Origin of the sequence: Yersinia similis (genome assembly GCF_001053095.1) — a bacterium.
Classification (GTDB): Bacteria; Pseudomonadota; Gammaproteobacteria; order Enterobacterales; family Enterobacteriaceae; genus Yersinia; species Yersinia similis.
Window position 1 is genome coordinate 89317 of the sequence record NZ_CGBP01000011.1, and the last position, 13300, is coordinate 102616.

A 13300-nucleotide genomic window follows, 5' to 3' on the forward strand; every position below is an offset into this window, starting at 1 on the left:
GTATCGAATCGCGAATAGCCACTGCAAGGTGTAACCAATTACTGGTGCCAATCGGTTTTCACTCTCACCACGTGCTCTTGATCTGATGTCATGCCAACCGATAACCTCATCGTCTATTACTGTAAACATCATCTACTGCTGCAAAATACGCTCAATCATACGTTGTGCAACAATCGCGCCCTCACCTGAGACTTGCGGCCTCGTTTGATTACTAACTGCATCAATGAAATGATGCACGGCCCCGGTAAAACCACGTTGTTCCAATATTGTTTGCCAACCAGGCGCGGGTTGGCTTATCACCTGCCCCGCTGACTCCTGCTGCCATTGGCGCATATCGGTAATGTGATAACAGGCACCGTCACTGACAGCTTGCACACTTTCCCGCTGAGTTCCGGCCTGACGATGCATACTGGTGGTGATCAGGCTGTCACCTTGCTGGAAATGGTGTTCCGCATATAACATCTGTCCCTGAGCATTGACCTGTACCGCCCCGCCGGTCAATATCGCCCCTTCACCACCTAACCACAGCGCCGTATCCACGACATGCAGATAATCATCAAATAAGGTAAAACGCAGATCATGTGGCCCGATACTGTTCTGCCGGTGCTTCTCCATCCGCAGTGATACCGGGCGGGTCGTCTGTTGTTTCAACTGCTGATATAAAGGGGCAAAACGGCGATTAAAACCCACCATCAGCGCTAAATGCTGTTTGTCTGCCAGTGCGATCAATTGCTCTGATTGTTCCAGTGTTTCAGCCAGTGGCTTATCCACATAGACATGGACTCCAGTCTGCAATAAGTCATGCACGACCTGAAAATGGCTGGCCGTACTGCTATGGACAAAAACGGCATCAGTTGCCGCAGCGAGCGTATCCAAGCGTGAGAAATAACGCATACGATAGCTATCACATAGAGGTTGAGCTTTAGCTTGATTGGGTGAAAATGCACCGACCAACTGCCAGCCCTGCGCCTGAGTTAAAATAGGCAGATAAGCCTTTTGCGCAATCCCCCCCAACCCCACGATACCCACTCGTAGTTTTTTCATATCACCCCTATCAATCATCTAGTTGAATCAGCACGTCGTCCAAACGGCGTGACAACTTGATAACCTGCTGTTCAAGCTGGGCAACCCTAGTTTCAAGGGCGATGTTTTCAAGGGCGATGTTTTCAAGGGACTTCGTTTCACGGGAACGAGCTTCTGAGGGGAGGGCTTCAAGAGCACGGTTATTCTCTTCAGCCCCTTCCTCTGCCAACGATGTCGAAGCAACATCCCCACTAAGCAGATGCATAAAGCGACTTTCGCGTTTACCCGGCTCCCGGGCCAAACGCACCACAAATGGCCCGTCTTCACGTAGAGAGAGCTTTTTCAAGGTCTCTTCGGTTTCTGCAACATCAGCAAATTCATACATCCGGTTAGTTCGGGTGCGTAGCTCCCCCGGTGTCTGTGCGCCACGTAATAATAGCAGGGTAATCACCGCGACCTCGGCGGGTGAAAATTTAAGGTCGCCAAATTCAGAATTACAAAAACGATGTTCGTACTTCATTACCCGATTACCACTTTGGCTGCGGATAAGGTGTTTTTTAAGGAGAAAATCTAACGTTTGTTGTACTTGTGATTCGGATAATTCCATCACCGGATCACGGCTAGTTTTTTGGTTACAGGCGAGGGTAAGACCGTTAAGTGACATCGGATATTGTTCCGGTGTTGTGACTTGTTTTTCCAATAAACAACCGATAACGCGGGCTTCATGTGCATTTAAATTGTGTTTCATTCTAACCTCAGCGAGTAGACGCCCACTCTTTGTTAGTTAAGGCCGTCAGCACATGATCGCGCCACTGCCCATCAATCATTAAATAATCTTTCGCATAGCCTTCGCGCTCAAAACCAAGCCGCGCTAACAAATTGCCACTGCGATGATTATGCGGCATGTAATTCGCCATGATACGGTGCATCCGCTCTTGGCGCTGCATATAACGGATCAATGGCTGCAATGCTTCAAACATTAACCCTTGGCCTTGCCAGCGCTCTCCCAAAGAGTAGCCGAGAAAACAAGCATGAAATGAACCGCGTAACACATTGCTAAAATTAGCCACACCACGTACTTCTTTTTCTTCTGGATCTAACAGAATAAAATAGTAAGCGCTGCCCTGTTTTTGCAGTTCCATGATCATTCCCAGCCTCGCCTGCCACCCCGAAGGCATACAATGACTTTGATCTCGCACGGGTTCCCACGGTTTGAGAAACACCTGATTTTCAGCGTAATACTCCGCCAGGCGATAAGCATCGCGCTCATGGACCAACCTCAAGGACATGCGGTCAGTCGTCAGGTGTACTTTGGGTGTTGCTGTATGATAACCGAACATCTGCTCCCCTTAGGCTAGACAGTGTACTCAATTGAATCGCAATCTATATGGTTCAATATACCTGTGATAGGGACATCGCGTAAAAGCACCCTAGCCACCTTTTCGTGACGCCAACCCGCATTATTACGCAACCAAACTGCTGAATAAGCATTTTATTATGAAACCCTTGATGAGGTAATGTATTGACGATAAAAAATATTATCCCGGTAACCTCTATCGTTTATATCAATTTGGGTACAAACTATAAGCCTATTTTTTTTATTCCCTCCTATTTTTAAGTTCTGACGGTGAAGCATGGCTTTGGTATCGCAAGCTCGAAGCTTGGGTAAGTATTTTTTATTGTTTGATAATTTATTAGTTGTGTTGGGATTTTTCGTGGTATTCCCGCTCATTTCTATCCGATTTGTTGATCAATTAGGTTGGGCTGCGTTGGTCGTTGGCCTTGCTTTGGGCCTAAGGCAATTGGTTCAACAGGGGTTGGGGATCTTTGGTGGGGCGATTGCCGACCGGTTCGGTGCCAAACCGATGATTGTCACCGGTATGCTAATGCGGGCCGCCGGTTTTGCGCTGATGGCAATGGCGGATGAACCTTGGATACTTTGGCTAGCCTGTGCGTTGTCAGGGCTAGGCGGCACGCTGTTTGATCCACCACGTACAGCGTTGGTCATCAAGTTGACCCGCCCTCATGAACGTGGCCGTTTTTATTCGCTGTTAATGATGCAGGATAGCGCCGGGGCGGTAATTGGGGCGTTGATTGGCAGTTGGCTGCTGCAATATGACTTCCACTTCGTCTGTTGGACCGGTGCGGCTATTTTTGTGCTGGCAGCCGGTTGGAACGCCTGGTTACTCCCCGCTTACCGTATCTCGACCGTTCGCGCCCCGATGAAAGAGGGCCTGATGCGAGTTTTGCGTGATCGCCGTTTTGTTACCTATGTGCTGACACTCACTGGCTATTATATGCTTGCTGTACAGGTCATGCTGATGCTGCCAATCGTGGTGAATGAACTTGCTGGCTCACCGGCCGCAGTTAAATGGATGTATGCCATTGAAGCCGCGCTTTCTCTGACGTTGCTTTATCCGCTAGCCCGCTGGAGTGAAAAGCGTTTTAGCCTTGAGCAACGCTTAATGGCCGGCTTACTGATCATGACGCTAAGTTTGTTTCCCATCGGGATGATCACTCATCTACAAACATTGTTCATGTTTATCTGCTTCTTCTATATGGGGTCAATCCTCGCTGAACCCGCCCGTGAAACGCTGGGAGCATCGCTAGCTGACTCCCGCGCCCGTGGTAGTTATATGGGTTTTAGTCGCCTTGGATTAGCACTGGGAGGGGCATTAGGTTATACCGGCGGTGGCTGGATGTACGATACCGGTAAAACCCTTGATATGCCTGAGCTACCCTGGTTCTTGTTGGGTATTATTGGACTCATTACATTGGCAGGGCTTTACTGGCAATTCAATCGACGGCGGATTGAATCTGCCATGTTGAGCGACAGCTAACGTTATGTCCCTATCAACCGGAGAAGTTCTGCCTCTCCGGTTGATATTCACATTCCTAACGAATACGGCGCTGTATTCAAGATCATCTGATTGGCAGATGGCATACACTGCCGCACTATTGCGCTCCGACACCTAAACCCGGTACTTACGTCAACGTACCCACCCCAAACCATTGCTGAACGAACACAGTTAATAATGCAAAACCGCCAGTTAACCGGTTACTATTGGGCCTGTTTGGGTGTATTTATATTTTTTAGTCCCTGCATAGGGTGGCTTAAGTACATTCACATTGTGTTGAATAAACCATATTGTGTTAAGTAAACCATATTGTGTTAAGTAAACCATATCGTGTTAAGTAAACCATATTGCGTTGAATAGCGCACATTGGATTGAATAGTCCATATTGTATTAAATAGTGCATATTGCGATGAGGCTTTGATGAAAAAATTAATGTGGGGCGCGGCTGCCCTCGTGGTGACTGCCACACTGGTGGGCTGTAACCAACTGACTCAGTACACACTCAGCGAGCAGGAACTTAATGAATACCTGCAAAAACATAATAATTATGAAAAACAGATCGGTATTCCGGGTCTGGTTGATGCCAATATCACCCTGACTCAGTTACAGAGCAAAATTGGCCGTGCCGAACCCGGTAAAGTGACATTAACCGGTAACGCTAAGGTTGATATCTCCTCCATTCTTGGTCCACAAACAGCCGATATGACGCTGACACTCAAAGCTCAACCAACCTTTGATCGTGAGAAAGGGGCTATTTACCTGAAAGATATGGAATTGACGGATTATACCGTTAAGCCAGAGAAGATGGACTCTGTTATGAAGGCGTTGACGCCTTACCTGAACCAATCGCTGAAATCGTATTTTAATCAGCAACCGGCTTATGTGCTGGATGGCGAAAAGAGTAAGACAGAAGCCATGGCGAAAAAACTGGCGAAAGGGTTAGAAGTTAAACCTGGCCAATTAGTCATCCCATTGACTGACTAACTGGCGCAGGTCATTTCACGCTACAGCCCCGTCTACCCAAAATCATTCGCTTGCAGCAAAGCAGCAAGCGAATGCATCCAAATGAATCTATTCATTTTATGACCAAAAACCAGTCAGTGATGCGGGTAAGTGAGTGCCGCTACCGCAAATTGAAGCAAATAGCGCTGCGGCGTCACGCCAAAAGAGGAATCCCCAAAGTCATTGGCGTTGTAGCAAGGCAGCAAACGAATGCATCCCGATGAACTGACATTAGTCAGTGATTCGGGTAAGTGAGTGCCGCTAACGCTGCTACGGCGTCAAGGACGAAGGGGATTTTCTTCAGATAATTCATCCCACATCGCCTGTAGCGCTTCGCGACTCAACTGTGCCAGCGTACGATAAAAACCTGTCGTCGCATGGGCTTCTACTTTCCCCAGGAAACGACCACACCATGGCAATAAGTAATCGTTAAATAAGGTAATTTGCGCAGCAATCTCATCATCTGCGGCCTGATCTTCTAACCATGATGCAGCCAGCAATAGCCCACCCAAATGGTCTGTTGGGCCATCACCCAATGGCATACCACGCTGTTGCAGGAATGCCCTGACCTCCGCTTCCGGCATCGCGTCATCATAATCAGAGGCGTAAGGTGAAACACTACACGCTGGCCCGACGAACAGCGCGGTATAATCCGCAGCCAATGCATCTGGTTGATAATCTTGCTGTAGACGGGCCAGTAACTCCCCTTGCTCTAGCGGCCAATGCTGTTCCAATTTACCCTGTTCGATCAAGGTAAACAGTGGCGCTAACAGCGGGTCTTGCGGCTGACGATAAAACAGTGACCCGAGGATCCGACACATCAGCGAAAAATCATTCATTTACATCATCCTATTTATTAGGTTTTTTAATATGGCTTACAACTCGGCTAGCTCGGGGATCGCTGGGCGACCACGCAGCTCTAAGTAATCCAGTAAGCGGCGCGGGCTGACATTCAGAATACGCTCTTGTGGAAAATTCACTTCGGCAATAATGCGTTCGCAATGCTCGAAAATTCCCAGAGAGTAAGCAATATGCGAGTCTGAACCCAATGCCAGCCAGCCTCCGGCATCACGAACCGCTTCGGCAATCGCTCGGCAGTTTGCCTCACTCCCCTTACGTGAATGTTCAAACGATGAATTATTCAATTCCAACGCGACATTATATTTTGCCGCCGCTTGTGCAATCGCCGGGATATCAACGGGGTACTTAGGATTACCTGGGTGGCTAATAATATGCACATTACCCTGTGCCATCGTGGCGATCATCGCCTGAGTGTTGGCGGCTTTATCTTGCGGCGGAAACACCGGTTCATGGAAACCCGCAATCAGCAAGTCGACTGCATCAAGCATCGGGCCAGTACAATCGATATCACCGTCCAGATTCTTAATATTGGCTTCAATACCCCGCAAAATACCGACACCATCAACCAACCGTGGCCATACGCGCATATTCATAAAATGCCAGTAATGAGGAGCATCGGCCATGTCAGGGCCATGGTCAGTAATCGCGAACAGTTTGATATTCTTCAGCTTAGCTTCGGCGATATAATCGTGCAGGGTACTGTAAGCATGAGTGCTGGCAACGGTATGCATATGTAAATCAACAGGATACATAACTACTCCACAACATCTTTTAAGGAGAAATGGCTTTTTGCAGGTTGGTTTTTTGCAGATAAAATATAGTCCGCTAATGATAGCAGGAATTCTTCTCATCAGCAGTGCCAAAAACCATGCTTTGCCCGATAACCTATGTATCCCATCGAACTGATTAACCCGCTGAATCAGTACCCACGTACCACATCGACCAACCCTACAGGCTCTCTGCCCGCTTCTATCGCATGAATATTGGCCACGACTTGATCCATCGCAATCTCAGGTAACGTTATTGCGGCGATATGTGGCGTGATGGTGATCCGTGGATGAGTCCAAAACGGATGCATTGAAGGGAGTGGTTCTTTAGCAAACACATCCAATGTCGCCGCAGCTACGTTCCCTGTACTCATCGCCGCCAACAGGTCCTGCTCCTGTAGGTGTGCGCCACGAGCAATATTAATCACATACGCATTGGCGTTTAATTGTGAAAACAGTGATTGGTTGAGGATGCCCGCCGTTTCTGGTGTGTTTGGTAGTAGATTAATTAACAACTGCGTCCCTTGAAGGAAAGCGGGCAATTGATCATTACCAGCAAAACTGGCAACGCCATCAATCTGTTTTGCCGTGCGGCTCCAGCAACGAACATGGAAACCAAACTCAACCAACTTGTGGGCCACACTCTTGCCCAACACCCCCGCCCCAAGAATACCGACAGTGAACTGATCGCGTTGATGAGGCTCCAATGGCTGCCACTGCTTTTGTTGTTGTTGCAGTTGATATTCATCCATGCGGCGAAAGTAACGCAATACGCAGCTCACAGCGTACTCCTGCATTTGTAGTGACATACCCGTATCTTCCAGCCGCACCAACGGCACGCCGGCAGGTAATGTACCAAGGTATCGGCGATCTTGGTCTAAAATGGCATCAACCCCCGCCCCCAGTGCAAATATCCCTTTTAGCTCCGCACGGGTTGCCAGCATCTCATGCGGCGGTTGCCACACCAGCGCATAATCTGCCGGTTGTGTATCGCCACGTCGCCATTGCCTGATAGCGGCATCAGGCAAACGGGATTGAATCCCTGACAACCACTGTTTTGCGTCCAAGAAGGGGTGATAATAAATAATGTTCATTATTTTCCAGTTCCTTGCGAAAGTACTGGGTAGATTTCCGCGATTAATCAACAGATGCAAGCGTTACCATCAATAAATGCCGATGAAATCAGCAAATTGCTATAACTTTAGCTAAACAGTAATAAAGCGTTCATAAGAGGGTTGACGCTGGACAGACTTTTGCCTACATTACGCCGGTCGATAACGTTTAATCGGGTTGACGGTAGTAAACACGGTGAGGTGTCTGAGTGGCTGAAGGAGCACGCCTGGAAAGTGTGTATACGCGTAAGCGTATCGAGGGTTCGAACCCCTCCCTCACCGCCAAACAATAAACCCCGACCTTTATGGTTGGGGTTTTTCTTTTGCATCAATGAATTAGTTAGGCAATTTACTGGTGTTTTGAGCGGTTTCCAGTGCAGGTACAGTCACCGTATTGTTCGAGAAAACGGCGACTGTATCAGCGAATGGCCAAGCTTTTCGTCGAACGCATAAACACCGGTATTGCTTATATCAGGTGTGAACATCACGCTATTAACTCTTGAATACCATCCTATTTATTTGATGGCAGCCCGCTTCCTATTTCCATGCTACAACATTAAATATATTTAAAGTGGGATATATTAATAAGGAGCATGGGATGAAAAATAAAAAATATTATCTTATTTCTCTATTGTTCACTGTTTATTTCACCTCAGCCACTGCCTCGCCACTGATTGTGGCACACAGAGCTGGCACCGCAGATTATCCAGAAAATACGGTACATGCCATTAATATGGCAATAAAAAATCAGGTGGACGTTATTTGGCTTTCCATACAGATTACTCGTGACGGCATTCCAGTATTGTACCGCCCTAGTGATCTTAAAAGCCTTACTAATAGTGAAGGGCTCATTTCAGATCACTCTTTATTGGAAGTAAAAATGTTAGATGCTGCTCATTTTTTTAAGACTGATGGCCAGTATTCTTATCGCGGACGAGGGATTAAAATTCCTTCGTTGCAAGATATCTTTACTCGATTCCCCAAAACTCACTTCATCCTTGACATTAAATCACCCGACGCCGATCCCGTCATCATGGCAAATATATTATCAACGCTGATCACCAGTAATAACATGCTTGATAAGGTTACTCTCTATTCCACAGAAAGAAAGTATTTGGATGCTTTGCCTGATGGCATCAATAAATTTGAAAACCGTCATGTGACACGCAAAATACTGACCAACGCGGTCATGGCAAACGACTGTAAAATCCCCGCTAAACGGGGTAAAACTCAACATCATGCATTTGAATTAAGGCGTGAGGTGAAAGTCGTCGAAAAATTCACCCTCGGCAAAGGGACTTCGCACGCACAATTAGTCTGGAATCAGCAGGCCATGGACTGTTTTAAGAAAAACAGTAACAGCAAGATTCTGCTCATTGGCATAAATTCTGCTGAGGATTATCAGCTTGCCAAGGATCTGGGAGCGGATTATGTGATGGCTGATTCACCCGCTACCGCCAGATATTGGCGTTAAATTCACCTAATCTGGTTGTGACTTACGCTATGTGCATGAGGAATAACCAGATGAATTGAAACGGCTAAATACTGCTTGACCATGAGGCCGCCGCCCCCTATAGTACCGCCCCGTTGCACCGCTATAACGGCGCAACAAAACGGTGAGGTGTCTGAGTGGCTGAAGGAGCACGCCTGGAAAGTGTGTATACGCGTAAGCGTATCGAGGGTTCGAACCCCTCTCTCACCGCCAAATTCAAAAATAGGATTCTGACGAAAGTCAGAGTCTTTTTTTTTGGCTACACCGCCCCCTTCTTTATCAAGGTTGTCCCCCTGTGGACCAAGCGACTAACCAGCCAAGCCAACGGAGTTAGCCTGTTCTTCTTCGTGCAATAACTCACTTTAACCCTTCGCTATACTCGTCATACTTCAAGCTGCATGTGTTGGCTGTTTTCGTTCACTCCAGTCACTTACTTGTCATTGTCGTTGACCTTAAAAATAAATAAGCGCCCAGGGATTAATGAGACTTATCCCTGAGCCTCACCCTACGGGCTAGCATAAATGCTGTTCAAATGGGTTCCCGACTAATTTGTATCTCCCTTCCCGCCTTCCTACAACTCAAATTATTTTGGAGATATATTATCCCTTCCCAATAAAATAAGACTTGCCCCTGAGCAATCTTATTATCAGGTATCCCTTCCCCACCATGTCATAAAAAACCGTCTACTCACTCCATATTCCATCAAAGGCTTCGTTAACTCTTCCTTCAGACTATTTATCTCATTCAGGCTATTCATCTTCATTCAGACTACCTATGTTCATCCGGACTATTTATAGGGTTTCTCACCTTTAGTCTGAAAAAATAGCCGTAATGGCAATAATAATGACTTTCCATTTCTTGGTATCAAGAATTTTATTGCCAGATATAGCACTGGCCATATATATCGCGTCGGAAAATCAGAGTTATCTCAGTTTCCAGCATAGTTTGATATACATCTAGATCTTCATTGTTAAATTGGCGTATCGTTGTTATATGCTACTCGAGACGGACCTCTATTGGCCCGCCATTTATTTTGTCTTTTCCTTATTTGGTTTGAACCTGAGATGAAAACGCACGGAATTAACGGCATTAGGCCGTTCAGCGCAATTATTGACGCTTGCTGGCGAGAAACTTATACACTTCAACGACTTCTCAAAGACATAATTGCCGGTGTCACGGTCGGTATTATTGCCATCCCGTTGGCTATGGCATTGGCGATTGCCAGTGGTGTCCCACCGCAATACGGCTTATATACCTCGGCTATCGCAGGGATCGTTATCGCGGTCAGCGGTGGTTCACGCTACAGCGTATCCGGCCCCACCGCAGCTTTTGTGGTCATTTTGTATCCGGTGTCGCAGCAGTTTGGCCTGGCTGGCTTACTATTGGCGACAATATTATCCGGTATATTTCTGCTCTGTATGGGGTTTGCCCGGCTTGGGCGGTTGATTGAATATATACCTCTATCGGTTACCCTCGGTTTCACCTCAGGAATTGCCATCACCATTGCGACCATGCAAGTGAAGGATTTTTTTGGATTACACCTGATCGCCGTACCAGAGAATTATGTTGGAAAAGTCACAGCTCTCGCACAAGCCATGCCGTCAATTAATATCAGTGATACGTTAATCGCTACCGTCACGTTGCTGGTATTAATCCTTTGGCCGCGGCTGAAACTAAAGTTACCGGGTCACTTACCTGCATTAGTCGCTGGTACTGCGATAATGGGGATGCTCTCACTGTTTGATCAACAGGTTGCGACTATCGGCTCACGCTTTGGTTATCTCTTGGCTGATGGGACTCAGGGCCAAGGCATCCCTCCTATTCTGCCGCAGTTTGTGCTGCCCTGGCAGTTACCTGCCGCAGATGGTCAAGAGTTTGTGCTGAACTGGGCGACACTCTCTGCACTGCTGCCCGCAGCCTTTTCAATGGCGATGTTAGGGGCGATAGAGTCCTTGCTGTGCGCAGTCGTCCTTGATGGTATGACTGGGCAGAAGCACCATTCAAACAGTGAATTGGTCGGTCAAGGGCTAGGCAACATTGTCGCCCCCTTCTTTGGTGGGATTACCGCAACGGCAGCCATCGCCCGTTCTGCTGCTAACGTCCGCGCAGGTGCCACCTCGCCGGTATCCGCGATTATCCACGCGGTGCTGGTGCTACTGGCGTTACTGGTACTGGCACCGATGCTGTCGTACCTGCCACTAGCCGCAATGGCTTCCCTGCTGTTGATTGTCGCCTGGAACATGAGTGAAGCTCATAAGGTTATTGACCTGCTGCGCCGTGCGCCTAAGGACGACATCATCATTATGCTGCTGTGTATGAGCCTCACCGTATTGTTCGACATGGTGATCGCGATAACGGTTGGGATTGTGTTGGCATCATTGTTGTTTATGCGACGTATTGCGCAAATGACACGCCTGAGTGAGATACCTGCGGCGGTTAATGATAAGACATTGGTATTGCGAGTAAACGGCCCGTTGTTCTTCGCTGCCGCTGAACGGATATTCAGTGAGTTGCTCACCCGTTGCGATAATTATGACACTATTATCCTGCAATGGGATGCTGTGCCCGTTCTCGATGCCGGTGGCTTGAATGCTTTCCTGCGCTTTACTGAAGCGTTGACAGAGCAGCAACTGCTGGTTATCACAGATATTCCTTTCCAGCCACTGAAGACGCTGGCCAGAGCCAGGGTGAAGCCAATTTCAGGCAAGTTGAATTTCTATGCTTCTTTACCGGAAGCACTGGCGGCACTACAGAATAACTAGGTGTTTTGATTATCAAAAAAGGCAGCTTAGTTACCTACGCTGCGTGAGGTTATTGACAAAGTGCCCGCGACGGAGAGAACAGGCAGATCGTAAAGACGCCGTAAATACATCCATGTAGGCTCGAGCCGCGCCATCCTTGGCGCGGACGCTTTACTCCTCTGCCTATCCTCACCGTTCAAGATCACGTCATCGGGGTTTGTCAGCAGTCTGAGGCAGCTTAGTTGCCTACGCTGCCTTTTTTATTGCCCTAACCCAACTGAAAAACCATTCGGTGGTTACAAGAACGTCAGGTCAGTGATTCGGGTGAGCGAGTGCCGCTAACAACGCTGTAGCGTTAGGGGGCAGGAGCGCCCCCAAAGTCATTGGTGTTACAGCTAGGCAGCAAACGAACGACAAATTGGTCGGGAACCCATTTGAACAGCATTTATGCTGCCCGTAGGGTGAGCCTCAGGGATGAGGCTCATTAATCCCGATGAGCTGACTCAGGTCAGTGATTCGGGTGAGCGAGTGCCGCTAACAACGCTGTAGCGCCAAGGACGCAGGGGGGGTTACTTACTGGTATCCAGCGCAGGGAAACTCTTCACCAAATCATCGATAGCCTTCATCTGCACTAAGAATGGCTCCAACTTATCCAGTGGTAGTGCTGATGGACCATCACATTTCGCGCTATTCGGCTCTGGATGTGCTTCGATAAATAGCCCTGCCAAACCAACCGCCATACCTGCGCGGGCCAGTTCAGCGACCTGAGCACGACGGCCACCAGATGCCGCGCCAAACGGGTCACGGCATTGTAACGCATGAGTCACATCGAAAATAACCGGGTGACCGCCTGTTGCTTGTACCATTACATTGATACCCAACATATCAACCACCAGATTGTCATAACCAAAGTTACTGCCGCGATCACAGAGGATCACCTGGTCGTTACCCGCTTCTTTAAATTTCTCAACGATATTGCCCATCTGACCGGGGCTAACGAACTGAGGTTTTTTCACGTTGATGACAGCACCGGTACGGGCCATCGCCTCGACCAAATCTGTTTGACGCGCCAAGAATGCAGGCAACTGGATAACATCAACCACTTCAGATACTGGCTGTGCCTGGCTGGCTTCATGCACATCGGTGATCACTTTAACGCCAAACTGTTGCTTCAGCTCTTGAAAGATTTTCATCCCTTCTTCCAGGCCTGGGCCGCGGTAAGAATGAATTGAAGAACGGTTGGCTTTGTCGAACGAGGCTTTAAATACGTAAGGGATGCCGAGCTTTTGAGTCACCGTCACGTAATGCTCGCAGATGCGCATCGCCAGATCGCGTGACTCAAGCACATTCATACCACCAAACAGCACGAAAGGCAGGTCGTTCGCTACGTTGATATCGCCAATGCTAACCACTTTCTGTTTCATACTTATACCTTTATAAAGGG

11 protein-coding genes and 2 tRNA genes are annotated in these 13300 nt (G+C 48.0%); 6 read left to right on the forward strand and 7 right to left on the reverse strand.

What is annotated here, in order from left to right; all coding sequences use genetic code 11:
* Positions 1-132: 132 nt before the first annotated feature.
* Genes AC971_RS10310 through rimJ form a run of 3 tightly spaced genes read right to left on the reverse strand, consistent with a single transcriptional unit; the run spans position 133 to position 2363 of the window.
* Positions 133-1044, reverse strand: coding sequence for a Gfo/Idh/MocA family protein (locus AC971_RS10310; RefSeq protein WP_025383785.1), 912 nt, complete (start codon positions 1042-1044; stop codon positions 133-135).
* A gap of 10 nt (positions 1045-1054) precedes the next feature.
* A complete protein-coding gene (locus tag AC971_RS10315) occupies positions 1055-1771 on the reverse strand; it encodes a DUF480 domain-containing protein (RefSeq protein ID WP_025383784.1) in 717 nt (238 codons plus the stop codon).
* 7 nt (positions 1772-1778) lie between these two features.
* Positions 1779-2363 (reverse strand): ribosomal protein S5-alanine N-acetyltransferase, encoded by a 585-nt coding sequence (rimJ, locus tag AC971_RS10320; protein ID WP_002211216.1) that lies wholly within the window; start codon positions 2361-2363, stop codon positions 1779-1781.
* A gap of 294 nt (positions 2364-2657) precedes the next feature.
* Between rimJ and mdtH the strand changes: the two genes are divergently transcribed.
* Entirely contained in the window at positions 2658-3863 is a 1206-nt protein-coding gene (gene mdtH / locus AC971_RS10325; RefSeq protein ID WP_025383783.1) for a multidrug efflux MFS transporter MdtH, read from the forward strand.
* A 438-nt stretch (positions 3864-4301) separates the two neighbouring features.
* Entirely contained in the window at positions 4302-4865 is a 564-nt protein-coding gene (locus tag AC971_RS10330) for a lipoprotein (RefSeq protein WP_025383782.1), read from the forward strand.
* A 296-nt stretch (positions 4866-5161) separates the two neighbouring features.
* Here AC971_RS10330 and AC971_RS10335 read toward each other — a convergent pair whose 3' ends face one another.
* From AC971_RS10335 to ghrA, 3 genes are all read right to left on the reverse strand, one after another.
* Positions 5162-5722 carry a TorD/DmsD family molecular chaperone gene (locus tag AC971_RS10335; RefSeq protein WP_025383781.1) on the reverse strand — a complete coding sequence of 187 codons (561 nt, stop codon included), beginning with the start codon at positions 5720-5722 and terminating at the stop codon, positions 5162-5164.
* Between the two features lie 36 nt (positions 5723-5758).
* Complete coding sequence (locus AC971_RS10340; RefSeq protein WP_025383780.1) at positions 5759-6496, reverse strand: phosphatase; 738 nt, start codon at positions 6494-6496, stop codon at positions 5759-5761.
* Positions 6497-6663: 167 nt separating this feature from the next.
* Entirely contained in the window at positions 6664-7605 is a 942-nt protein-coding gene (gene ghrA / locus AC971_RS10345) for a glyoxylate/hydroxypyruvate reductase GhrA (protein WP_025383779.1), read from the reverse strand.
* A gap of 213 nt (positions 7606-7818) precedes the next feature.
* On the opposite strand from ghrA, the gene AC971_RS10350 reads away from it, so the two are divergent.
* The 4 genes from AC971_RS10350 (at position 7819) to dauA (ending at position 11877) form a co-directional block, all read left to right on the forward strand.
* Positions 7819-7908: transfer RNA gene (locus AC971_RS10350), tRNA-Ser, on the forward strand.
* A gap of 313 nt (positions 7909-8221) precedes the next feature.
* Entirely contained in the window at positions 8222-9097 is an 876-nt protein-coding gene (locus AC971_RS10355; RefSeq protein ID WP_025383778.1) for a glycerophosphodiester phosphodiesterase family protein, read from the forward strand.
* Between the two features lie 141 nt (positions 9098-9238).
* A tRNA-Ser gene (locus AC971_RS10360) sits at positions 9239-9328 on the forward strand.
* An 851-nt stretch (positions 9329-10179) separates the two neighbouring features.
* Positions 10180-11877 (forward strand): C4-dicarboxylic acid transporter DauA, encoded by a 1698-nt coding sequence (dauA, locus tag AC971_RS10365; protein WP_025383777.1) that lies wholly within the window; start codon positions 10180-10182, stop codon positions 11875-11877.
* 548 nt (positions 11878-12425) lie between these two features.
* Here the strand turns inward: dauA and kdsA are convergent.
* On the reverse strand, positions 12426-13280 hold the full coding sequence (gene kdsA / locus AC971_RS10370; RefSeq protein ID WP_002211232.1) for a 3-deoxy-8-phosphooctulonate synthase: 855 nt from the start codon (positions 13278-13280) through the stop codon (positions 12426-12428).
* Positions 13281-13300: the final 20 nt, after the last annotated feature.

What these genes read in the sequence shown, in the direction of transcription:
- AC971_RS10310 (WP_025383785.1), bottom strand. Translation starts at nt 1,044, where the DNA reads ATGAAAAAACTACGAGTGGGTATCGTGGGGTTGGGGGGGATTGCGCAA.
- AC971_RS10315 (WP_025383784.1), bottom strand. Translation starts at nt 1,771, where the DNA reads ATGAAACACAATTTAAATGCACATGAAGCCCGCGTTATCGGTTGTTTA.
- rimJ (WP_002211216.1), bottom strand. Translation starts at nt 2,363, where the DNA reads ATGTTCGGTTATCATACAGCAACACCCAAAGTACACCTGACGACTGAC.
- mdtH (WP_025383783.1), top strand. Translation starts at nt 2,658, where the DNA reads ATGGCTTTGGTATCGCAAGCTCGAAGCTTGGGTAAGTATTTTTTATTG.
- AC971_RS10330 (WP_025383782.1), top strand. Translation starts at nt 4,302, where the DNA reads ATGAAAAAATTAATGTGGGGCGCGGCTGCCCTCGTGGTGACTGCCACA.
- AC971_RS10335 (WP_025383781.1), bottom strand. Translation starts at nt 5,722, where the DNA reads ATGAATGATTTTTCGCTGATGTGTCGGATCCTCGGGTCACTGTTTTAT.
- AC971_RS10340 (WP_025383780.1), bottom strand. Translation starts at nt 6,496, where the DNA reads ATGTATCCTGTTGATTTACATATGCATACCGTTGCCAGCACTCATGCT.
- ghrA (WP_025383779.1), bottom strand. Translation starts at nt 7,605, where the DNA reads ATGAACATTATTTATTATCACCCCTTCTTGGACGCAAAACAGTGGTTG.
- AC971_RS10355 (WP_025383778.1), top strand. Translation starts at nt 8,222, where the DNA reads ATGAAAAATAAAAAATATTATCTTATTTCTCTATTGTTCACTGTTTAT.
- dauA (WP_025383777.1), top strand. Translation starts at nt 10,180, where the DNA reads ATGAAAACGCACGGAATTAACGGCATTAGGCCGTTCAGCGCAATTATT.
- kdsA (WP_002211232.1), bottom strand. Translation starts at nt 13,280, where the DNA reads ATGAAACAGAAAGTGGTTAGCATTGGCGATATCAACGTAGCGAACGAC.